The sequence below is a fragment of the Klebsiella sp. PL-2018 genome, from assembly GCF_019048985.1.
GTDB lineage: Bacteria > Pseudomonadota > Gammaproteobacteria > Enterobacterales > Enterobacteriaceae > Klebsiella > Klebsiella michiganensis.
The window spans coordinates 232,338-255,301 of record NZ_CP077673.1 but is presented as its reverse complement, the minus strand read 5'-3'; the positions used below and the strand labels follow the sequence as shown (position 1 = coordinate 255,301).

Genomic DNA, 22,964 nt, shown 5'->3' with positions numbered 1-22,964 from the left:
CTCCAGCAGCGCGGAACTGTCAGTAATTCACCTGGGTCGGACCACCGCTATCACCGCGATCGTTACGATCCGGCGTAGAGCTCTGGATACCGCTATCAACCGGTTTAGTCGGCGGAGGCGCCGTTTTATCCGCTGGCGGGAAATAGAGCGGCCCTTTCAGACCACAGCCGGTGAGGCTGAGGACCGCAAATAAAACGGCAAGCGCTGGGAAAACGTTTTTCATGGATAGTAGCCCGTAATTCATTCTTTCTGTTTTCTATCATCGCAGGAGAAGACGTAAAAGCAAGCGTTTAGGGCAGCTTTATGACATCTGAAAAGCGGCTTTCCACCAGGGTTACAGCGCAAACGCGTTGGTGGATATACGCTGAGTATTCATTTTAGCAGGTTCACTGCCAGCATTTTTTTAGCACCTGTATCGACTGCACAATATCCGCTTCCATCACGCCGGCAAATCCCAGCACCACGCCGTAATGATGGCGGCTTTCAGGCGTACCGGGGATCCACAATGCGCTCAGCGGCGTAATTTCCACGCCTGCCGCCTGGGCCTGGCTAACGAGACGGGTTTCTGTTTCAGCATCATCCAGCGTAATCGCCGCATGTAGCCCCGAGGCCACTTCCGGCATCACGCCAATATGGCTCAGATGCTGATTCCATTCGGCCAGCAGCAGATCGCGACGGCTTTTACTAATTCTGCGCATTCGCCGGATATGGGGCTGGAAATGACCCTCCGAAATAAAGCTCGCCATCACCTGCTGGTCGTTCATTGGCGGCTGGCGGGTGGATAGCGTACGCAGCAGGTTCAGCGGTTCCACCAGCTGTTGCGGAACCACCATGTAGCCCAGGCGTAGCGCGGGATACATCACTTTGGAAAACGAACCGATATAAATCACCCGATGGCGGTTATCCAGCGCGGCGAGCGGCATCAGCGGCGTGCCGTTATAGCGATACTCGCCGTCGTAATCATCCTCCATAATCCACGCCTGATGCTTTCTGGCCCACTCCAGCAGCGTCATCCGCCGCGATAGCGAGAGCGTCGCGCCCGTCGGGTACTGGCATGACGGGCTCACGTAGACCATCCGGGCGTCGGGATAATCCGTCAACTGCGCCGTCTGAAGCCCCTCATCATCAACGTTAATCGCTTTAATATTCAAACCAAGGCAGGAGAATACGCCCGCCGCCGCCCAGTGGCAGGGGTTTTCCATAATGACGTCCTGCCCGACGCGCAGCAGCAGCGCGGAACAGAGCATTATCGCCTGTTGTGCGCCAAGGGTAATAATCACCTGAGCCGGATCGCACTTCAGGCCGCGCGAGGTATGCAGATAGCTGGCGATAAGCTCGCGCAGCTGTAAATCGCCCGCCGGAACGCCGTAACCCATTTGCGCAATGGGTCGCCGCCGCCAGAAGCGGTTTTGCAGGCGCGACCAGGTATCAAACGGGAAATGGTCAATCGCGGGCATGCCGATGCGAAAAGCCTTCGGCGGGCCATCGTGCACAAAATGGCGATTAAACCGCGCCGTCAGCGGCAGGCGCGAGTCGACGCGTAAGGCAGGGATTTCAGGGACGTCGGGGCCTTCGTCAACCTCCTGCCCGCGATAACGTATATAGGTGCCGTCGCCCTGTCGGGTTTCAATTAAATCATCGGCATATAAACGCTCGTAGACCGAGACCACCGTATTGCGAGAAACCCCCAGCAGCCGCGCCAGCTCACGCGTCGCGGGTAGTTTAGCCCCGTGAAGACCGGGCGTATTCACCATCTTCTCTCTCAGGGCGCGATAAAGCTGCTCGCTACGCTTTCTGCCAGCATCCAGCTTTATACCCGTTAAATCAAAAGGCAGAGCAACCGACAAATTGGCACCTTAATATCGTGGGTTTTTGGTCCTGTTATACATCCAATATGACAATTAGCATAGGCGCATTAATACTCATGATGAAAGCGACGCCTTTCATCGCTCTCTGAACCCTGAATGATTGAGCCTACTATGTCAGCATCAGAAATCACGATTTTTGCCGCTAAAAAAATCATTACGATGTGCCCGAACCGCCCGGAGACCACCCATGTCGCGGTGCGCGGCGACCGTATTTTAGGCACCGGCACGCTTGAAGAACTCACCGGCTTTGGCGAATACCAGCTGGACGAGACCTTTGCCGATAAAGTGTTAATGCCCGGCCTGATTGAAGCCCACTCGCACGTCACCGGCGGCGGTATGTGGCAATTCCCCTATGTGGGTTACTACGATCGCCCGGACCATACCGGTAAAGTCTGGAAAGGCTGCCGCTCTTTTGACGACGTCGTCAGCGCGCTGCAGGCGGTGGAACGTGAGATGACCGATCCGCACGCGCCGCTGATCGCATGGGGCGTTGATCCCATTTATTTCGGCAGCGAAAAGCTGGGCCGCGAACATCTGGACCGCGTCTCAACCACCCGTCCGGTCGCGGTTATCCATATGAGCATCCACCTGATGGGCGCCAATACCGCCGCGCTGCACGACTGCGGAATATTTGACGACTGCCAGATCGAAGGCGTGGTGAAAAATCAGGACGGTACGCTGCACGGCGAGCTGGTGGAGTTCGCCGCCATGGGGCCAATCCTGAATAAATATGGTTTCTGGGACGAACTCACCACCGAAATCGCCATCGCCAATTTCGGCCAGGAAGCGTTTCGCGCAGGCTGCACCAGCGCAGCCGATATGGGTCTGACCGATTTCAGCAATCCCGAGCTGATGACCAACTACATCCGCATGACCCGTGAAGAGGACTTCCCGATTCGTCTGCTGGTGGCCTACGGTCCTCCTTTCGTCAAAAAACCCTTCCAGGAAGCGCTGGATTTCGCCCCGGACGTTATGCGTCACGGGCACGAAAAAATGCACTTCGGCCCGATGAAAATCTTCCTCGACGGCTCTATCCAGGGTGGGTCAGGACGGATGCTGGAGCCCTTCTATTATCTGGATGGCCACAACGGCGCGTGGAACGCTACGCCGGAAGAGGTGGAGCAGCAGGTCTACGACATCATGTCCCGCGGCTACCAGGTTCACTGCCACTGTAACGGCGACGAGGCCTCGGAAGCGTTCATTAAAGCCGTCGAGAAAACCCTGAATCGTATTCCGGCAGTGAACCACCGCGCGGTGATGCAGCACGCGCAGATGCTGCGTGAAGATCAGTTCAAACGCATCAAAGAGATGGGTATGGGCGTGAACTTTTTCAGCAACCACATCTATTACTGGGGCGATCAGCACTACAGCAAAACCATGGGCCCGGAGCGCGCAATGCGTATGGACGCCTGCGGCAGCGCGGTGCGCCACGGTATTCCTTTCGCCTTCCACAGCGATTGCGGCATCACCCCCATCAACCCACTGTTCACCGGCTGGTGCGCGGTGAACCGCCTGACGGCATCCGGGCGCGTACTGGGCGAAGCGGAAAAAATCTCCGTCGATCAAGCGCTGCACGCGATGACCCTCGGCGCAGCGTGGACCATGAAAATGGACCATCTGATCGGCAGCATCGAATGCGGTAAATATGCCGACTTCACCGTGCTGGAAGAGGATCCGCAGGCCATCGAGCCGGTTCAGCTTAAAGATGTGAAGGTCTGGGGCACCGTGCTGGGCGGTAAGAAACAGCAAATCCAGTAATCCTGTTGCGAACATTATCCACCCGGCGGCGACGTCGGGCGGATAGCTATTGCACAAAATCATTCACATTGCATCAAGGCGGCACCTGAGAGAATCCTCGGTCACTTATTACAGTAAGCGACCGGGGTGAACGCAGGCAGCCAGCACAGAGGCAGCTTGAAGGATGATGTGTAGATTGCCTGAAATTAACCACAGAACACGATCATGACGACAAATTCAGTAATTAACTCTCCCGGCATGTCGCGCAACGCGGCCGCCGATACGGCGATGAAATGGTTGCCGCTGCTGGTGCTGTGCCTCGCTCAGCTTTCGACATCCGGCGATAATGCCACGCTGAGCATCGCTACCGGCGCGCTGGTCAAAGACCTGCACGCGTCAATGGATCTCATCAGCATCGCCAACGCGATGTATTCGCTGGCCGCGGGCTCTCTGATGGTCGCCGCCGGGATGGCCGGACTTATCGTCGGCTGGAAGAAAACCTTCCGCATCGGCTGCGCGCTGCTGTTTCTTGCCGAGCTGACCGCTTATTTCTCACCGAACATGCTGGTCTTCACCTACGGCGCCCGTCTGCTTTCCGGTATTGGCGGAAGCTTTATGATCCCTTCGGTGCTGGGGCTTATCGCCAGTAACTATAAAGGCCGCCAGCAGGCGATCGCCTTTGGCGCTATCGGCGCAGCTAGCGGCGTCTCCTTCGCCGCCGGCCCGCTGATTTGCGGCCTGCTGGTTGACCACCTCGGCTGGCGCGCCGCGTTTGCCGCTATCGCCGGCCTGTGCATCGTGATCTTCAGCGGCTCTTTCCTCGTCCCTACGCCGGCAAAACCTGAACGCAAAGTGGTGTTCGATCTGCCGGGCGTCGTCCTGACGGTTATCGGCCTGTTCAGCGTGATCCTCGGCTTCCTGAAAGTCTCGAGCTGGGGTCTGTTTACGCCGTTTAACGCGCCGTTCACCGTCATGGGTCTTAGCCCGGCGCCGTTCCTCGTCCTGTTTGGCCTGATCGTGCTGGCGATTATGCTGAAGTGGGAGCGCCATCGCGAAGCCACCATCGGCAGCGCGCTGATCCCGCTGTCGTTCCTCGCAACGCCGCAGGTGCGTAACGGTCTCTATCTGACGGCGTTTATCTTCCTTGCCTACGGTTCCGGTATTTTTGTGACCGTGAGCTTTGTACAGGTGGTTGCCGGGCTGAACGGTATTGAAACCGGCTTGCTCATTCTGCCGTTTGCGCTGGGCGTCGTGGTCTTTTCGCTGGGGCTGCCGATCGTCTGGAAAAACGCGAATCCGAAACGGATGTGCCAGAGCGCGCTGCTCATCGGCACGCTGGGCTCCGTGTTGTGCATCTTCGGCTTTGGCCCGTCCGATTTCAGCATGATCGTGCCGGTAGGGATGTGTCTGATTGGCGTCAGTATGGGCATCGTTTCCGCCTATTCCAGCTATATTGTTACCAGCGCCCTGCCGGCGCGCGATGCGCAGCAGTCCGGCGGCGTGCAGGCGACTTCGCGTAACGTCGGCCAGGCAATCGGCGTGGCGGTTTGCGGTATGGTGATGCTGACGGCGGTCACCATGACGGTACAGGATATGGCCAGCCACGACGCTTCGCTAAGCCAGGATACACAGCAGAAGGTGGCAAATCTTTCCGTTATTCCTTATCTCAGCGATACGGGTTTCTCAACGCTGATGCTGGACCAGGGCGTGAATCAGAAGGATGTAACGGAACTCAACCAGGTCTATAAAACCGCCCGCCTGAAAGCCACGCGAGCGGGTATGGTCGCCACCGCGGTCATGACGCTGCTGTTTTTATTCGGGACGCGCAATCTTCCCGTCCGCGCCAGGGGTTCTGATGACGCAGCAGGAGAAGAGCCGCGTGCGAAGAAGTCGAAAATCTGAGTTAAGATCGAAAGATAACTAACAATAACGCGCCCCTCCCGCGAGGAAGGGCGCGTTTTGTCGTTTCTATCAAAAAGGAACACGCTGTGACCACCAACCCTACACCGACAAACTGGTTACCTTTGGTTGTCTTATGCTGCGCACAGTTTCTGGCTTCCGCCGATAACGTGACGTTAAGTATCGCCACGCAGGCGCTAATGAACGATCTGCACGCCACGCTTGGGCAGGTCAGTACAGCGAATACCATGTATCCGTTGATTGCGGGCACGTTTATGGTGGCAGGCGGAATGCTGGGGTGTATCTGGGGTTGGCGAATGCTGTTTCGCATCGGCTGCCTGATTTTTATCCTCGCCGAAGCCTGCGCCTTTTTTTCGCCATCGATCGCGCTCTTCACCTGGGGCGCGCGTCTGACCGCCGGGATAGGCGGTAGCCTGATGATCCCCGCCGTTTTTGGCCTGATCTCTGCCCTGTATCAGCAGCGACGACGGGTTGCCGCCTTTGGCGCTCTGGGCGCCTCCAGCGGCATTTCATTCGCCTGTGGTCCAATTGTATGCGGATATTTGCTGGACCACGTCGGCTGGCGCATCGCGTTTGCCTCGCTTGGCCTGCTGGCGCTGCTTATCCTGCTCTGCTCCGTCATCATCCCGGCATCAGAAAACAAACGCGCCGCTATCGCCTTCGATACCCCGGGCTTTCTGTTAGGCACCCTGGGGCTGTTCCTGACGATTTTCGGTATTCTGCGCATCCCGGTCTGGGGGCTGGTTATGCCCTTCGACCCGGCAGTGAGCGTTCTCGGCCTGAGCCCCGCCCCTTTCGTTATTCTCTGCGGCCTGATGGTGCTGGTGATGATGCTGCGCTGGGAACGTCATTTTGAAGCCACTACCGGCCACGCTCTGCTCCCCGCGGTTTTCCTGAAAACCCGCCTGGTGCGCCACGGGCTCTATCTCACCGGTTGGATATTTTTTGCCTACAGTTCGGCTATTTTTACCGTGGTGAGTTTTGCGCAGATTGTTAAAAGCGTATCGGCGATGGAAACAGGGCTGCTGATACTCCCTTTTGCGATATGTCTCGCCGCCTGTTCGCTGGGCCTGCCGCTGTTTATTCAGCAGCGAAACCCTCGCCGCCAGTGCCAGATGGGGCTGACGGCGGGAATCGCCGGCGCTCTGGTTGCCGCCGCGGCGCTGCACGTGACGGGGTTTACCCCTGTACTGATGGCGTCAGGGCTTTGTTTAATCGGCGCAGGGATGGGCACCATCGCGGCCAATGCCCCGATACTGGTCACCACTGGCGCAGGGAATCGGCACGCCGAACAGTCCGGCGGCGTTCAGGCCGCCTCGCGCGATATCGGGCAGGCATTAGGAATGGCGTTAATCAGTACCGTCATGCTCACGGTGTTGACCTTCCTGATGAAATATCAGGTACAGCACGACCTGGCAATGGGCCTGGCCGCCCGACAGGTCATCGGCCATCTCACGTTTATCCCCTGGACGAGCGATCGGACTTTCCATCAGCTTATCCAGACACAAAACCTGGCGCCCGGCGATCTCTCTGGCCTTCTTCAGCATTATCAACAGAGCCGGATGCTGAGCGCGCGTTACGGGCTGCTGGCGATGGCGATCGTGACGTCTCTACTGCTGATCCGCCTTCGCCATCTGCCGAAGTCATCGTAGATTGCGCTATACTGCCGCCACGATCAAAAAAGCGGGAAAGAACCATGAACGACAGTGAATTCCATCGCCTGGCCGATACCCTGTGGATGACCATCGAAGAGCGTCTCGACGACTGGGATGGCGACAGCGATATCGACTGCGAAATCAACGGCGGCGTGCTGACTATCAGCTTTGAAAACGGCAGCAAAATTATTATCAACCGCCAGGAGCCGCTGCACCAGGTGTGGCTGGCGACAAAACAAGGCGGCTACCATTTCGACCTGAAAGGCGACGAGTGGGTATGCGACCGCAGCGGCGAAACCTTCTGGGATCTGCTGGAACAGGCGGCGACCGCGCAGGCCGGTGAAGCGGTGAGTTTTCGCTAAACGCGCGTGATTCGAGTTCCCCGGATTGCGGCTAACGCCGTATCCGGGCGACAAAACCCATATCACCCCGAAGCCCGGGCAAGCGAAGCGCCCCCGGGAAATTTACCTGCGCCGAATGACAGGTCTACGCGGCGGGTCATGAGTAGTGCTGCAACATCGATGATGTCGCGGAATCCTCACCTGCAGCAAGGGTGGCCGCGGCAATCACCTGGCTGCGGAACGGGATCACCTGTTCGCGGCCGTCGACGTCGACGATTTGATAAAACTGCGGCAGGTTAAAGTTGATAAAGCTGGAGCCGTAGGTAAAGCGGTCATGCGACGAAGAGTAGAAGCGGCTGACGTCGCGTACCAGCTCTTCTTTGCTGCCTTCGCAGTGGTGATACACCTCGGCGCGGTTGCTCTCATCAAGGATATAGATGTTAAATCCGTTATCGTTATCCGCATCTTCAAAGAAGAACTGAATAATCCCTTCGCTGGCAAAACCATCCACCACCTGCGGCAGCCTGACGTGGTTGGTTTCCACCTGCACCGACAGGCCGTGCAGTTTGTTATGCGAAATCGCGCCGTAGAATTCGATGGCGTTTTCCAGCTTCTGTACCGAGACGTTAAGACGCTCGAAGAAGAGTCCCCAGGTCTGCCCGGAAACGCGTAGCGCTTTAAAACGGCCGGTATCCTGACGGGTGCTGGAAAGACGCAGCTCAACGCATTCAGACACCAGCTGCTGCACGCGAGTGCGGATCAGGCCGCGCAGATGCTGGCTATAGCAGAAAACTTCCACGCTATCCGGCGGCGCGGCGTCCTGGTGCATCTTGCCAAGAATGGTTTTCAGCGCTTCGATCATCGCCTGCTCGCCGTTAAAGTGCAGCGTACGCACCTCGTTCCACGAGTTGCGGTACAGCAGATCGATGCTGCCAATCAGGCACTTTTGCTCTTCGCCGAAGCTGAAAACATCCAGCTTGCGGAAGTCGAAATGCACCACCTGATTGCGGAAGGCCGCCGTCGGGTCATATTCGAGGTTGACGATAATCGCCAGGTGGCGAATTTCGCAGGGGCTATACAGCGCTTTCGGCGTCGGAGACGGCAGGCGCAGCGGGAAGTGATGCGCCACATCGGCCACCATCTCCTGCAGTTTCGCCAGGTCGACAATCCCGTTGCCCTTAATAAACAGGCGAGTGCGTGACGTCAGCAGGCCGTTAAACCAGGCCCAGGCCACCAGCTTATTAAGATAACGGTTATATTCCAGCGGCTGATGGCTGATGATCGATTCCATGTCCGGCGCGCGGTTATAGACATACCAGCCGGTACGGTTGGCACGGCCCGGCGGCACGTGGATGAAAGTCAGATTCGGCTCAGACAGATCCGGCGAAATTTGCGGGTTTACCAGGGTCACTTTCCCCGGCAGGGCTTCAAAGGCGGCGTACAGCTTACGCGTCAGCACGCCAATATCCTGCGGGCTGGCGGAAACACTCAGGTTATTACGGCGCGCAAAGCGAATCAGGTTGCGATAGCTCTGCATCATCGCATCAAGCAGTTCGTTGTGCGCTTTACGGACTTCGTCAATCTTCCAGTTGGCCCGGTTATCGAGCATCATCAGACGCTTTTCATCCCAGCCCCACTCTTTCACCAGGTGGCTGACGACTTCACGGCGCCAGCCGACGCAGGCGCGCTCGCGGCTCAGCTTCTCGCACACTTTTAAATAGAAACATCGACGCACCAGATCGAGGCGCGTTTCATCTTCGATGGCCTGCAGATAGAGCGTGACGCGCTCCAGCATCATGCAGTAAGGGTCAAGGCCAAACGAGACAATTTCACCATCATGCAGGCGCTGCTTGATATCTTTCGCCAGCAGACGGTTGTTGGGGTACTCCCAGGAGTACGCTTCCAGCAGCAGCGTCTTCAGCACGGCCTTATAGGGCGAGTCGATACTTTTATACAGCTGCCACAGGCTGGCGCCGAAGTACTCTTCTGCCGAGAGGGAGCTCAGGCCGCCGAGATCCAGCCATTCGTTCGGCGTCAGCACGCCCTGCGCGTAGAGGCTCATCACGTAATCGTCGTAATGCTCTTCTTCATCGCACGGCACCATATTCCACAGAATACGTTTCCCGGCAAGGCGCACCGCGGTACGGTAAAACTCATCCAGCAGCAGGATGTGTTGAGTTGAGCCGCAGTCTTCACCGCCCAGGCTGCCGCTTTCGTTATGGCGGAAGCGGTTTTCGTCGATCAGGAAGAAGCTGACCTCAACGCCCAGCGACGCCGCCCAGCTCTCGAGCAGGCTACATTTGCGCTGCAGCAGCTGGCGCTCTTCGCTATCCAGCCATGATTGGTGGCAAACCCAGATATCCAGGTCGGAAGAGCAGCTTTGGCCGACGGAAGAAGTACTGCCCATAGAGTAAAGGCCGGTGATCGGCAGCTCACCTTTCGGCGGCTCTTTGGCCAGCATTCCACGGTTGAGCTCGAGTTCATCAAGATAGTGACGTTGGGTTTCATCAGGCGTGTAGAGGCAAATGCCACGGGGAACGTTACCGTCAAGGTAACCCGGCATCAGCGGATGATGATAATGTAGTAATGTCGGCAGTAGACTGTAAACCTGCTGGAAAGCGGGTCCCATGGCAGCAAGGGCGCGATCCACGCGCAATTGGTTGATGGCATCCAGTCTCTGTTTCAGTGTCTCAATATAGAGGTACAAGACATATCGCCTGATGTTCAAAAACCCGACGTACAATAGTACGGAGAGTTTCAGTATTTCAACAAAAACCGTCACCATTCGTCGTCGGTGTGGTTGTGATGAACTGCTGACTGACAAATGGTTTAAAACGTGATCAATCTAACACCTTGCTGATTGACCGTAAAGAAAGATGAGCTACATACAAGTGTAGCACCCTTTACTACGTGTAAATTCTTCACTACGTTTGCGGCAACCCGCAAACGCATGAAAGGCTAAAAAAATGGCCGCGACCCTTAACCCCACAAAACTAACATCCCTAAGACAACAATGTTAGGATGGTTAGTGGTCGACTATGACGGTAACAAGCATGTTAGACAAAGTTTTGAGAATTGCCACACGGCAAAGCCCGCTTGCGCTATGGCAGGCACATTATGTGAAAGAGCGCCTGGAGTCCTGTCATCCGGGGCTTTCCGTTGAGCTGGTGCCTATGGTCACCCGCGGCGACGTGATCCTTGATACGCCCCTTGCAAAAGTGGGCGGTAAGGGCCTCTTTGTGAAAGAGTTAGAGCTGGCCATGCTGGAAGGTCGCGCCGACATTGCCGTCCATTCTATGAAGGACGTGCCGGTGGAGTTTCCCGAAGGGCTGGGGCTGGTGACCATCTGTGAACGCGAAGATCCGCGCGATGCCTTTGTCTCGAATCACTACGCTTCCATTGATGAACTCCCCCACGGCAGCATCGTTGGCACCTCAAGTTTACGCCGTCAGTGTCAGCTGGCCGCCGCGCGGCCGGATCTCACGATCCGCTCCCTGCGCGGCAACGTTGGCACGCGTCTGGGCAAGCTTGATAGCGGCGAGTACGACGCCATTATTCTGGCCGCCGCAGGGCTTAAGCGCCTGAACCTTGAGGCGCGTATTCGTCAACCGCTGTCCCCGGAGCAATCTCTGCCCGCCGTCGGCCAGGGCGCGGTCGGCATTGAGTGTCGCCTTGACGACGAATGGACCAAAACGCTGCTGGCCCCGCTGAATCATACGGAAACGGCCATCCGCGTCCGCGCTGAACGGGCGATGAACACCCGGCTTGAAGGCGGCTGTCAGGTACCTATCGGCAGCTATGCCGAACTGATCGACGGTGAGCTATGGCTGCGCGCGCTGGTTGGCGCGCCGGATGGCTCACACACGGTACGCGGCGAGCGGCGCGGTCGCCCGGAAGATGCCGAAACGCTGGGCGTCGCCCTTGCCGAAGAACTTCTGGATAACGGCGCTCGCGACATTCTCGCCGTCGTCTACGCAGGAGAAGCGCCTCAATGAGCATTCTGGTTACCCGTCCGCTGCCGCAAGGCGAAGAGTTAGTCAGCCGCCTGCGCGCGCTGGGACGCGTGGCCTGGAGCTTTCCGCTCATTGAGTTTACCCCGGGCCGTCAGCTCCCTGAGCTGGGCGGCCAGCTGGCAAGCCTCGCCGCAGGCGATTTGCTCTTCGCGCTATCTCAGCATGCCGTCGAGTTTGCCCACGCTCGCCTCCAGCAGCAGGGGCTGCGCTGGCCCACGGCGCCCGACTATTTTGCCATTGGCCGCACCACCGCGCTGGCCCTGCATAAGGTCAGTAATCGACAAGTTCGCTACCCGTTAGATCGGGAAATCAGCGAAGTCTTGCTACAATTACCTGAATTACAAAACATTGCGGGGAAAAAAGCGCTCATCCTGCGCGGCAACGGCGGGCGGGAATTACTCGGTGACACGCTTCGCGAACGCGGTGCTGATGTCACTTTTTGTGAATGTTATCAACGTAGTGCAAGGCACTACGATGGCGCAGAAGAAGCAATGCGCTGGCAGTCTCGCGGGGTTTCGACGCTGGTCATCACCAGCGGCGAGATGCTGCAGCAGCTCTGGACGCTAATACCACAGTGGTATCGCGAACGTTGGCTCCTGATCTGTCGCATTTTCGTTGTCAGTGAACGTCTGGCCGAGCAGGCCAGGGAATTGGGCTGGCAGGATATCCAGGTTGCCGATAGCGCCGACAACGATGCGCTGCTACGCGCATTACAATAACTCTCAACATTGGAAGCCATAATGACGGAACAACAGAATCAATCCGCCGTGGTTGAAGAGACCAGGGAGGCCGTGGAAACGACGCCACAGCCAGAGAAGAATGTCGAAAAGAAAAACGGCGGCAGTAAAACCAGCCTCGCCCTGAGCGCTATAGCTATCGCTATCGCCCTCGCCGCTGGCGTAGGCCTTTATGGTCTGACGAAGACTCAGGCAACCCGCCAGAGCGAAGCCAGCGCCGGGCTATCCAGCCAGATCGCCGCGCTGCAAAAAGCGCAGGAGAGCCAAAAAAGCGTGCTTGAAGGCATCATCAAGCAGCAGGCCGACCAGCTGACGGAAGCGCAGCGTCAGCAGGATTCTCTGGCGAAGAAGCTGGAAGAAGTGCAGGAGAAGGTCGCGGTCATTTCCGGCAGCGATGCAAAAACCTGGCTGCTCGCGCAGGCTGATTTCCTCGTAAAACTGGCCGGACGTAAGCTGTGGAGCGATCAGGACGTGACGACCGCCGCCGCACTGCTGAAAAGCGCTGATGCCAGCCTCGCCGATATGAACGATCCGAGCCTGATTTCCGCCCGTCGCGCCATTACCGACGATATTGCTTCGCTTTCCGCCGTGAGTCAGGTCGACTACGACGGCATCATTCTGAAAGTGAACCAGCTCGCCAACCAGATCGATAATTTACGCCTGGCGGACAACAACGACGATGACACCCCGATGGATTCCGATAGCGATGAGCTATCCAGCTCCATTAGCGAGTGGCGGGTAAACCTGCAAAAAAGCTGGCAGAACTTTATGGACAGCTTTATTACCGTTCGCCGCCGCGATGAGACCGCCGTGCCGCTGCTGGCGCCAAACCAGGACGTCTATCTGCGCGAAAACATCCGCTCCCGTCTGCTGGTCGCGGCGCAGGCGGTTCCGCGTCATCAGGAAGAAACCTACAAACAGGCGCTGGATAACGTCTCGACGTGGGTTCGTGCTTACTACGACACTGAAGATGCCACCACCAAAGCCTTCCTTGAGGACGTGGATAAGCTCAGCCAGCAAAGCATCACCATGAACGTACCGGAGAGCCTGCAGAGCCAGGCGCTGCTTGAGAAACTGATGCAAACGCGGGTACGTAATCTGATGGCGCAGCCGGCTGAAACCCAGGCCAGCGCCCCGGCTCCCGCGCCGGCACCTGCTGCCCACGCGCCAACGCCTGCGCCACAAGGAGAGTAACGCATGTTGAAAATTCTCTTACTCTTCGCGCTGCTGCTTGCCGGGATCGTGGTCGGTCCGATGATCGCGGGTCATCAGGGCTACGTCCTGATCCAGACCGATAATTACAACATTGAAACCAGCGTCACCGGGTTAGCGATCATCATGATCCTCACCATGGTGGTGCTGTTTGCCATTGAGTGGCTGCTGCGGCGCATTTTCCGCACCGGCGCGCATACCCGCGGCTGGTTCGTGGGCCGCAAGCGTCGCCGCGCGCGTAAGCAAACCGAGCAGGCGCTGCTGAAGCTGGCGGAGGGCGATTATCAGCAGGTTGAGAAGCTGATGGCGAAAAATGCCGATCACGCTGAGCAGCCCGTTGTGAACTACCTGCTGGCGGCAGAAGCCGCCCAGCAGCGTGGCGATGAAGCCCGCGCCAACCAGCATCTGGAGCGCGCGACAGAGCTCGCCGGCGACGACCTGATACCTGTCGAAATCACCCGCGTACGCCTGCAGCTGGCGCGTAATGAAAACCACGCCGCCCGCCACGGCATCGACAAGCTGCTGGAGATCACGCCGCGTCATCCGGAGGTCCTGCGCCTCGCCGAGCAGGCCTACATTCGTACCGGCGCCTGGAATTCGCTGCTGGATATCATTCCATCAATGGCGAAAGCCAACGTCAGCGATGAGGAGCACCGTGCCGAACTGGAACAGCTGGCGTGGATTGGCCTGATGGATAAAACGCTGGCCGACGGCGGCAGCGAAGGTCTGCGCGACTGGTGGAAAAGCCAGAACCGAAAAACCCGCAGCCAGGTGGCGCTACAGGTGGCAATGGCTAATCGCCTTATCGAAAGCGACGACCATGATACCGCGCAGCAGATTATTATCGAAGGTCTGAAAAAGCACTACGACGATCGTCTGGTGATGCCGATCCCGCGGCTGAAAACGAATAATCCGGAACAGCTGGAAAAGGTGCTGCGCCAGCAGATCAAAATGGTCGGCGACCGTCCGCTGCTGTGGAGTACGCTGGGACAATCGCTCATGCGTCACGGCGAGTGGCAGGAAGCCAGCATCGCGTTCCGCGCAGCGCTCAAGCAGCGCCCGGATGCGTTTGACTACGCGTGGCTGGCCGATACACTTGACCGCCTGCATCAGCCGGAAGAAGCGGCGACGATGCGTCGCGACGGCCTGCTGTTAACCCTGCAAAACAACCCGCAGCAGTAATGCCCTTCTCGCCTCCATCGGGGGCGAGAATCTCTTCTCTTCCCGCCTGAGCGTTTCTCTATCCCTGAAAAGAAAAAAACGCCTGCTCTGAAACCAGGGCAGGCGTTAAAACAGGTCTGTTTGACAACAAATTGGGTGCTTCACTCAACGTAGTGTCCATGGTGTTTGATGAGGCTATATGCTTCATCCTTCACGCTGTCTCTTCGTTGGCTGCACACGCTCACCCCAGTCACTTACCTTTGTAAGCTCCGGGGGATTCCCGTGCTGGCCGTCTCGACACATCATGAATGATTTAGCATATAAAATGCGACATCTGTCAGTGGACGATAAGCACCGTAAAACGGCTCTGCATCATTCCTGAGTTTATGAGGCACTAAGGCGAACATAAGAGATGGAATGAGCATCTACCCGTTTATTATCGCACAGGATCGGTAGAAAATGCATCTATCCGCACAAGGAATTGGGACTATTCTGGACAATAAATCGCATGCTGATTAGCGAGATATTTTTTGCGATATCAGGGAGATAGGAACGTTTTTGCAAAAGCGGAAAACAAAAAACCCCGCCGAAGCGGGGTTCAAAATTGGTCGGCGAGAGAGGATTCGAACCTCCGACCCACTGGTCCCAAACCAGTTGCGCTACCAAGCTGCGCTACTCGCCGATGTACTGCTTTTTTGAATTTTTAGTTCAATTCTTTATAAAGTCGTGGTGCGAGGGGGGGGACTTGAACCCCCACGTCCGTAAGAACACTAACACCTGAAGCTAGCGCGTCTACCAATTCCGCCACCTTCGCAATATCACAACTTTCTAAATAATGGGGTGGCTAATGGGATTCGAACCCACGACAACTGGAATCACAATCCAGGGCTCTACCAACTGAGCTATAGCCACCACTGCAAATCTTTTACGCGGTATTGAAACCACCGCAGCTCCAGCACCGGGTAAATGGTGCGCCCGACAGGATTCGAACCTGAGACCTCTGCCTCCGGAGGGCAGCGCTCTATCCAGCTGAGCTACGGGCGCTTAGCGCCGTTGCGGGGTCGGATAATACGGACTTCCTACCCCGCTGTCTAGTGCCTTTTTAAAGAAAATTATTGTTTGCTCATGCTTTGTGCGTTTTGTTGCTTATTGCGCCACATTATCAACATTTCCGCGTCGGCCAAGGCCAAATACCTTATAAATAAGCGTCACGGCGGCGAGGAAAATCATTCCGACAAAGAGCGACATACGCGTATCGTCGTTAAATCCCATCCCTATCAGCACGCAAATCAGGAACGCCATGGTCAAATAGTTCGCCCACGGGAACAGCAGCGAGCGAAACGGATGGCTGGCCATCGCTTCTTTATGCACGAGACGAAAACGCAGCTGGCTAATCAGAATCACAAACCACGGCACCATCCCCGGCAGCACGCTGGCGCTGTAAACGTAGACGAAAACTCGCTGTGGATTAGGGATAATGTAGTTCAGGCACGAGCCGACCAGCAGAATCAGGATCGACAGCGCCACGCCCGCTGACGGCACGCCGTTGCGCGAGACTTTGGCGATGGCCGCGGGCAGCTGACGGTTTTTTGCCAGCGCGTAGAGCATGCGGCCGCAGCTGTACATACCGCTGTTACAGCCGGAAAGCGCCGCCGTGAGCACCACAAAGTTGATAATGCCCGCCGCCGCGGTGATGCCGATTTTGGCAAAGGTCAGTACGAACGGACTGCCGTTGGAGCCAATTTGATCCCACGGGAAAATAGTGACGATCACAAAAATCGCCCCTACATAGAAAATCAGGATTCGCCACAGTACCTTGCCAACCGCGCTACGCAGCGTAACCTGCGGGTTCTTCGCTTCACCGGCGGTAATCCCGATAAGCTCGACGCCCTGATAAGACGCGACCACGATGCACAGCGCCGTCAGGAAGCCCTTCCAGCCGCCGGCGAAGAAGCCACCGTGCTCGGTCAGATTGCCAAAGCCAATGGCGTGCCCGCCGTTGCCAAAGCCAAAGAAAATAACGCCCAGCCCCACCACGATCATCACAATAATGGTGGTGACCTTAATCATGGCAAACCAGAATTCAATTTCGCCGTACAGCCGTACCGCCGCGAGGTTCGCCAGCGCCACCAGCCCGACGGCAATCAGCGCCGGTATCCACTGCGCCATATCCGGGAACCAGAACTGCACATAAACCCCGATAGCCGTAATCTCCGATATCCCGACCGCCATCCACATAAACCAGTAGGACCAGGCGGTGAGATAGCCGAAAAATGGGCTCATATAGCGGTGTGCGTAAACGGCGAACGATCCGGTTACCGGTTCGAGGAACAGCATTTCGCCCATCGAACGCATGATGAAGAAGACAAAGAGCCCGGCGATAATATACGCCAGCAGAACCGAAGGTCCGGCCCACTTCAGCGTACTGGCCGCGCCCATAAATAACCCGACGCCAATTGTCCCACCAAGAGCGATTAGCTCAATGTGCCGCGCCTCCAGTCCCCGCTGAAGTTCCGCTTTTTTCTCAGTCATATAGCCTCTTGTGTTTGCCCTGCTCCGGGTTTAAGCGCATCCCAACAGGGATGTGTCTATGCCGGTTATTTTTATTGAATAAATAGCCCTGCCTGCGCGACGGTAAACTGACCGTCGCGTTTTAAGCATGCGAATGGTTAATGAATTTGAGGGAAATGGCAAATAAAGTATCAGGCGAGTGAAGACATTACACAGAATACCCAGGTAAACCCGCCCGCTTGCAGTGGAATGTCACAGCTTATCGGTGTAATGCCAGCGTAAATAGCGCAGCAGGCGCGCCTGCCTTTTTATGCGGCTCGGCTGCGAAACCAGGCGATAGAACCACTCCAGACCCAGGTCCTGCCAGAACTTCGGCGCCCGCTGGACGTGGCCGGTAAAGACATCGTAGGTGCCGCCCACGCCCATATACAGCGCCTGCGGATAAACGTCCCGACAGTCGCGCATCAGGATCTCCTGACGCGGCGAGCCCATTGCCACCGTGACGATCTTCGCCCCGCTATCGCGGATACGCTCAAATAGCGCCTGACGCTGGTCAGCGGCAAAATAGCCATCCTGGCTTCCAACGATATTCACGTTCCAGCGCTGGCGAAGCTGCTGCTCCGTCTGCGCCAGCACCTCGGGCTTGCCGCCGATCAGAAATACCGGCGTTCCCTGAGCGCCTGCGCGCGCCATCAGGGCTTCCCATAAATCGGCTCCGGCGACGCGCGAGACCTGAGCCTGAGGGTATTTTTTACGTAATGAACGTACTACGCTGATGCCATCAGCGTATTTGAATTCTGCCGCTTCAATCAGCGCCCGGACCTCGGGGCTGTCTTCTACCGCCAGCATCTTCTCTGCATTAATCGCCACCAGCGTTCCCGTGCGGATCTCACCATCGGCGTACAGATAATCCAGAGCGTGTTGCATATCGCGCCAACCAATGAGTTGTAGCCCTCTCAGCAGGTACAACGGCGCGGATGTGGTCTCAGTCATGTACACCCTTATCAGACTTGAGGTTGCGTCAGCGGTTTGGCCCGCCGGTGAATCAGCCCCACGCTATCCAGGAACCAGTACAGCAGTTTTGCCGCCAGCAGGCAGATCCCAAAGATAACGAGGAAAAAAACCACGCGAGAGCCAAATGAATCCAGCCCTTCACGCGCCAGCACGATCATGTTGAAGATAGCGCCAAAACAGAAACTGTGCAGAATCGCCGCTTTATAGCGGTTCGTTTCCCGGTTGCCAAGCTCGTACAGCCAGTCAAACCATTTAATAATCAGCCCAACCGCCACCGCGCCCAGCGGGACGAACCAGACGCCGCCCATCACCACCAGCGAGCCAATCAGGGTCGGCGAAATCGCCAGACCAGAATGATTATTCAATACTTCCCAGGTGAAATAGTTCGCGGTATTGAGCACCATTGTCGGACGACCGTGCCACAACCAGCTGGGGATAAAGACGTAAAAATCCCGGATGATTGGCGCCAGCCCCTGGAACTCAATCTTGTCGTAATTTTGCAGCAGCAGGGCCAGATTCTCCCACGGCGAGAAGGTGTCGCGGGTCAGATAGAGGAAAGTATAAAACGCCTCATCGCCGCTGACGTTCATGCCATAGCGCTTCAGGGCCAGCCAGAACATACCAACGATGCCCAGCACGCCCGCCGCCGCCAGCATCCACAGGCTAATCCAGCCGCGAATGATGCCGATAAACAGGAAGATGGCAAACGCGATGATGATATTCGCCCGGGTGCCACCAACGATGGCGTAGGTCAGCAGGCCAAAGGCGACGGTGCTGACAAGGAAGAATATCCACGCTTTATAATCCTGACGCAGAAAATAGACCACCAGCATTGCCGGGATGAAAAAGTAGAAGAAGCGCTTTAGCGCCACGCCGGAGACTTCGCTGGAGAAGATCTGGCTGTAGGAGTTGAGCTTGAATAACAGGAAGCCGTTATGCGCAAAGAAGATGCCGACGCAAAGCAGCGCCAGCCCCAGCAAAATGCCCCAGGTGAGGTGGGTCTCCACGCGATTCATCGTAAACAGCGGACGATGCGGATGACCGTGCGTCGCCGACCGTAGCCGCGTTTTATAAGTCACGTAATAAACCGCATAAAAGCAGACGGAAACCAGCAGGGTTTGCAGCAGAATTTCCGGCGGGGCGACCGCGACGTCAAAGCGGAACACCAGAATACTGGTCAGCGGGAAGCCAAAGAAAAACGTCAGCAGATACAGCAGCGAGAAAAAGACGTTGAAGTTGAAGCGTACGCGACGAAATTCAAAGTACGTGGCGGTGGCGATAAATAGCGTCGACAGCAGCCAGACCAGCAGCAGCCCGCTAAATTGCATTAATGTCATGCGTCCACCCCCGCAGCAATTCGCAACGCTCGTCGCCAGCCCGTCAGGTAATTCGGCCGGAAGAAGGCGATTTGATTTTTATCCACGCCAGCCAGCTGGCGCTGCGCTTCACGCACAACGCTCACGTCCAGCGTATCGCTGGTAAAGAGTACCGGAATATGCTGCTCCGACATATCCTGCCAGAAGGGATTCTCCCGGTTCAGCACGCAGGGGATCCCCGCCTGAATCAGCAGGCACAGCGTGCCGATACCCTGCTGGCGGGCAAACAGGAAGTAGCCAAGATCGCAGCGGCGCAGCAGGGCAAGGTAGTCATCAAACGCCAGCTTGTCGCTCAATACCTGGAAATGCTGCGGGCTGAACAGCGCCGCGCCGGCCGCGCGGACTTCGTTGATGTAGTCGCCATTATTTGCCGGATAACCCATCGGCACGACAACGTTAACCGTATCGCCAAACTGCTGGCGAATCGCACGCAGCGCCGCGATATGCTCGTTGCTACGGTCGCCGGAATTACCCACCAGGATAGTCAGCGTGTCGCCGCGCGGCGCGCTATCGGCGAGCGAATTCAGCGCCGGATCCATGCGGGTCGGAAAGTAAAGCAGCTCTCCCGCTACGCCAGAATGGCGAGCGGCGAACCAGCTCAGATCGCCCCGGGTCGCAAACACACGACCTACCCGGCCCTGCGCCAGGCGCCGCAGGGGATAAAACAGGCGAAACTTCAGGCTGGAGGAGTTCTCGTACAGATCCGCTCCCCAGATATGCCAGTTAAACTGCGCCGGGCGGATCCCGCCGCTGAGCAACGCCAGCCACAGGCCGGTATTAAACTGGCCGTGAAAGAAAAAGCGCTGCTGCCGGTTCGCCTTTGCCAGCGCGATAACCGCCTTTGCCAGCGACTTTTTCCCCGGATAGCAGCGAATGGAGAGTGCGGGATAAGCGGCGCAAATTTCTGTCGCATCACCGACGACCATAAACAGGCGAGCCTGTTCGTCATCCACGGCCAGCTCATCATTAAAGAACCGCAGCACAGTCTGGTTGTGGTGCGGGATATCCGATCCCAGTACATGTATCAGTGCTGTCATGCCCGTTTACGCCAAAGTAAAAACACGCCGCTGCAGAGGGCGAAATAAACAATATAGGTAGCCATATACGCCTGCGCCGCGCCGATTGCGCCGTGCGCCGGGATAAGCCAGTGCGAGAATGCGGTCAACAGCGTGAACTGGCTGATTTCCGTCAGAATATAAAAACGCAGCGAGGCTTTGGCGATCACCAGATAGCCATAAACATAAGCCCCGACCTTTAACACATCGCCCACCAGCTGCCAGGCAAACAGATCGCGCATCGCCGTAAAGCGGTCGGAAAAAAGTAGCCAGATAGCGAAATCACGCAGCAGCCACACCGTTAAGCTCGCTACCGCCACCGCCGGGAGGACAAATTTTAACGATTTGCCAATCTCGCGGGTGATATCCGCTTTCGCCGTCAGACGGGACAGCGTCGGTAAAAGATAAACGCTAAATGACGCGGTAATAAACTGCAAATAGGCGTCGGAGATGCTGCTCACCCCTTGCCAGATCCCCACCGCGTCCCAGCCATAGTGGGCCGCCAGCAGGTTACGCATCATCACGTAGGCGACCGGCAGCGTCACCGAGGTAATCAGCGCCATCAGGGTAAATTTCGACAGCTGCCCCGCCAGGCCGTTGTCCCAGCGCGGGCGCAGCGCGCTTAGCGGAATATTGCCGCGACGCCACAGTACGATAGCAGCCGGCACCACCACCAGCGCCGGCACCAGCGCCAGCCCCAGCAATGCGCCCTGATAACCGCCAAAACGGTAGCAGGCATAGTATGCCGCCACGCCAATCAGGCTCCCGGCGATAAGCGACAGCGCATTACCCGCCGCATCGCGAAAGCCTTTCATCAGCGCTAACAGGAAATTCGCCCAGGCAATCCCCATCTGCACCAGCGCCACCAGCCGTACCAGATTCTGGTAATGTTGATGGCCGAATAGCCCCTGGCTTATTGGCGCGGCCGCCAGCAGGAAGATCAGCGCCAGCAGGGTGGAGAAACCGAGTACCATCGCTGAAGCGGTGCCAACGACGTTGTTCAACTGCCGGCGATCGTCATGATGCTGCGCCACCAGCTTCGTGACGCCGTTGAATATCCCGGCCCCCGCCAGCACGCCAAGCACGGTCACCAGCTGGCGGAAGTTACCCGCCTGCCCCACGCCAGCCGGGCCGAACGACACGGCCAGCAGTTTTACCACCAGCAGACCGGCGCCGATTTTGACCAGCGTGGACGCCGCGGTCCACAGAGACGCTTTTGCCAGCGACATATCAGGAGAAATAGCTCAGCAGCGAGTTAATCACCGTGCGCTGGTTAACGTTCGACAAATTGTAGAATAACGGCAGGCGCAGCAGGCGTTCGCTCTCCTGGGTCGTGTAGCGATCCGTCCCGTGGAACTCGCCGAAGTTCTCCCCGGCCGGGCAGCTGTGCAGCGGGATATAGTGGAATACCGCCAGAATTTCCGCCTCTTTCAGCCAGGCGATCAGCTTGCTGCGATCGTCAATATCGCGCAGCTTGATATAGAACATATGCGCATTTTGCCCGCAGTCGGCAGGCACGATGGGCAGATCGATACGCCCGGCGCGCGCCAGCGGCAGCAGGGCGTCGTAGTAGTTCTGCCACAGCGCCAGACGCTGCTGGTTAATCCGCTCCGCCGCTTCCAGCTGCGCCCACAGATAGGCCGCCTGTAAATCGGACATCAGGTAGCTGGAGCCGATATCGCGCCAGGTATATTTATCCACCAGGCCACGGAAAAATTGGCTGCGGTTGGTGCCTTTTTCACGAATGATCTCCGCGCGCTCTATCAGCGTGCGATCGTTAATCAGCGTTGCGCCGCCTTCACCGCCCGCGGTGTAGTTTTTGGTTTCATGGAAGCTGAAGCAGCCAATATGGCCGATAGTGCCGAGCGCCCGGCCTTTATAGGTCGACATCACGCCCTGAGCGGCATCCTCCACCACAAACAGATTATGCTTGCTGGCGATAGCCATAATGGTGTCCATCTCGCAGGCCACGCCGGCGTAGTGGACCGGTACAATCGCGCGGGTTTTCTCGGTGATGGCCGCTTCAATCAGCGTTTCATCGATATTCATGGTATCGCGACGAATATCAACGAAGACGATTTTCGCGCCGCGCAGCACAAAGGCGTTGGCGGTGGAGACGAAGGTATAGCTCGGCATAATCACTTCATCGCCCGGCTGAATATCCAGCAGCAGCGCGGCCATTTCCAGCGAAGCGGTGCAGGATGGCGTCAGCAGCGCTTTCGCGGTGCCGAAACGCTGCTCCATCCACTGCTGGCAGCGGCGGGTAAAACCGCCATCGCCGCACAGCTTGCCGCTCCCCATCGCGGACTGCATATAATCAAGCTCGGTACCCACCACCGGCGGCGCGTTAAATGGAATCATCAT

General features: G+C 57.2%; 17 protein-coding genes and 4 tRNA genes. 8 read left to right on the top strand and 13 right to left on the bottom strand.

Annotated features, from left to right (window positions below; translation table 11 throughout):
• Positions 1-19: 19 nt before the first annotated feature.
• Positions 20-223, bottom strand: coding sequence for an LPS translocon maturation chaperone LptM (lptM, locus tag MKleb_RS01165; protein WP_009651708.1), 204 nt, complete (start codon positions 221-223; stop codon positions 20-22).
• Positions 224-386: 163 nt separating this feature from the next.
• Positions 387-1,847, bottom strand: a complete 1,461-nt coding sequence (locus MKleb_RS01160; RefSeq protein ID WP_025108405.1) for a MocR-like pyridoxine biosynthesis transcription factor PdxR — start codon at positions 1,845-1,847, stop codon at positions 387-389.
• 132 nt (positions 1,848-1,979) lie between these two features.
• On the opposite strand from MKleb_RS01160, the gene MKleb_RS01155 reads away from it, so the two are divergent.
• From MKleb_RS01155 to cyaY, 4 genes are all read left to right on the top strand, one after another.
• Positions 1,980-3,626 (top strand): amidohydrolase, encoded by a 1,647-nt coding sequence (locus MKleb_RS01155; protein ID WP_025108406.1) that lies wholly within the window; start codon positions 1,980-1,982, stop codon positions 3,624-3,626.
• 204 nt (positions 3,627-3,830) lie between these two features.
• A complete protein-coding gene (locus MKleb_RS01150) occupies positions 3,831-5,507 on the top strand; it encodes an MFS transporter (protein WP_051586045.1) in 1,677 nt (558 codons plus the stop codon).
• Positions 5,508-5,593: 86 nt separating this feature from the next.
• Positions 5,594-7,177 carry an MFS transporter gene (locus MKleb_RS01145; RefSeq protein ID WP_025108408.1) on the top strand — a complete coding sequence of 528 codons (1,584 nt, stop codon included), beginning with the start codon at positions 5,594-5,596 and terminating at the stop codon, positions 7,175-7,177.
• A 44-nt stretch (positions 7,178-7,221) separates the two neighbouring features.
• Entirely contained in the window at positions 7,222-7,542 is a 321-nt protein-coding gene (gene cyaY, locus MKleb_RS01140) for an iron donor protein CyaY (protein WP_004097546.1), read from the top strand.
• A gap of 136 nt (positions 7,543-7,678) precedes the next feature.
• Here the strand turns inward: cyaY and cyaA are convergent, their stop codons facing one another.
• On the bottom strand, positions 7,679-10,228 hold the full coding sequence (gene cyaA, locus MKleb_RS01135) for a class I adenylate cyclase (protein ID WP_009651720.1): 2,550 nt from the start codon (positions 10,226-10,228) through the stop codon (positions 7,679-7,681).
• 346 nt (positions 10,229-10,574) lie between these two features.
• Between cyaA and hemC the strand changes: the two genes are divergently transcribed.
• The 4 genes from hemC to hemY are packed head-to-tail and all read left to right on the top strand — an operon-like array spanning position 10,575 to position 14,665.
• Positions 10,575-11,516 (top strand): hydroxymethylbilane synthase, encoded by a 942-nt coding sequence (hemC, locus tag MKleb_RS01130; RefSeq protein WP_025108409.1) that lies wholly within the window; start codon positions 10,575-10,577, stop codon positions 11,514-11,516.
• The gene (gene hemD, locus MKleb_RS01125; RefSeq protein WP_217076405.1) at positions 11,513-12,253 is read left to right on the top strand and encodes a uroporphyrinogen-III synthase; all 741 of its coding nucleotides are present in this window, start codon (positions 11,513-11,515) and stop codon (positions 12,251-12,253) included. The genes hemC and hemD overlap by 4 nt, the downstream gene beginning before the upstream one ends.
• Positions 12,254-12,274: 21 nt before the next feature.
• The gene (gene hemX / locus MKleb_RS01120) at positions 12,275-13,465 is read left to right on the top strand and encodes a uroporphyrinogen-III C-methyltransferase (RefSeq protein ID WP_217076404.1); all 1,191 of its coding nucleotides are present in this window, start codon (positions 12,275-12,277) and stop codon (positions 13,463-13,465) included.
• A 3-nt stretch (positions 13,466-13,468) separates the two neighbouring features.
• Positions 13,469-14,665, top strand: a complete 1,197-nt coding sequence (hemY, locus tag MKleb_RS01115) for a protoheme IX biogenesis protein HemY (protein ID WP_108703561.1) — start codon at positions 13,469-13,471, stop codon at positions 14,663-14,665.
• Positions 14,666-15,249: 584 nt separating this feature from the next.
• Here the strand turns inward: hemY and MKleb_RS01110 are convergent.
• From MKleb_RS01110 to rffA, 10 genes are all read right to left on the bottom strand, one after another.
• Positions 15,250-15,326: transfer RNA gene (locus MKleb_RS01110), tRNA-Pro, on the bottom strand.
• Between the two features lie 45 nt (positions 15,327-15,371).
• Positions 15,372-15,458 (bottom strand) — tRNA-Leu (locus tag MKleb_RS01105).
• A gap of 22 nt (positions 15,459-15,480) precedes the next feature.
• Positions 15,481-15,556, bottom strand: a tRNA-His gene (locus MKleb_RS01100).
• Positions 15,557-15,611: 55 nt separating this feature from the next.
• Positions 15,612-15,688 (bottom strand) — tRNA-Arg (locus MKleb_RS01095).
• Between the two features lie 102 nt (positions 15,689-15,790).
• Positions 15,791-17,176: a bifunctional threonine/serine APC transporter ThrP gene (gene thrP / locus MKleb_RS01090; RefSeq protein WP_014227461.1), complete on the bottom strand. Its 1,386-nt coding sequence runs from the start codon at positions 17,174-17,176 to the stop codon at positions 15,791-15,793.
• A gap of 231 nt (positions 17,177-17,407) precedes the next feature.
• Entirely contained in the window at positions 17,408-18,148 is a 741-nt protein-coding gene (gene wecG / locus MKleb_RS01085; RefSeq protein WP_014227460.1) for a lipopolysaccharide N-acetylmannosaminouronosyltransferase, read from the bottom strand.
• An 11-nt stretch (positions 18,149-18,159) separates the two neighbouring features.
• Positions 18,160-19,506: an ECA oligosaccharide polymerase gene (gene wzyE, locus MKleb_RS01080; protein WP_014227459.1), complete on the bottom strand. Its 1,347-nt coding sequence runs from the start codon at positions 19,504-19,506 to the stop codon at positions 18,160-18,162.
• Positions 19,503-20,582 carry a TDP-N-acetylfucosamine:lipid II N-acetylfucosaminyltransferase gene (locus MKleb_RS01075; RefSeq protein WP_025108411.1) on the bottom strand — a complete coding sequence of 360 codons (1,080 nt, stop codon included), beginning with the start codon at positions 20,580-20,582 and terminating at the stop codon, positions 19,503-19,505. The genes wzyE and MKleb_RS01075 overlap by 4 nt, the downstream gene beginning before the upstream one ends.
• Positions 20,579-21,829: a lipid III flippase WzxE gene (wzxE, locus tag MKleb_RS01070; protein WP_025108412.1), complete on the bottom strand. Its 1,251-nt coding sequence runs from the start codon at positions 21,827-21,829 to the stop codon at positions 20,579-20,581. The genes MKleb_RS01075 and wzxE overlap by 4 nt, the downstream gene beginning before the upstream one ends.
• A 1-nt stretch (position 21,830) precedes the next feature.
• Complete coding sequence (gene rffA, locus MKleb_RS01065) at positions 21,831-22,961, bottom strand: dTDP-4-amino-4,6-dideoxygalactose transaminase (protein ID WP_004097526.1); 1,131 nt, start codon at positions 22,959-22,961, stop codon at positions 21,831-21,833.
• Positions 22,962-22,964: the final 3 nt, after the last annotated feature.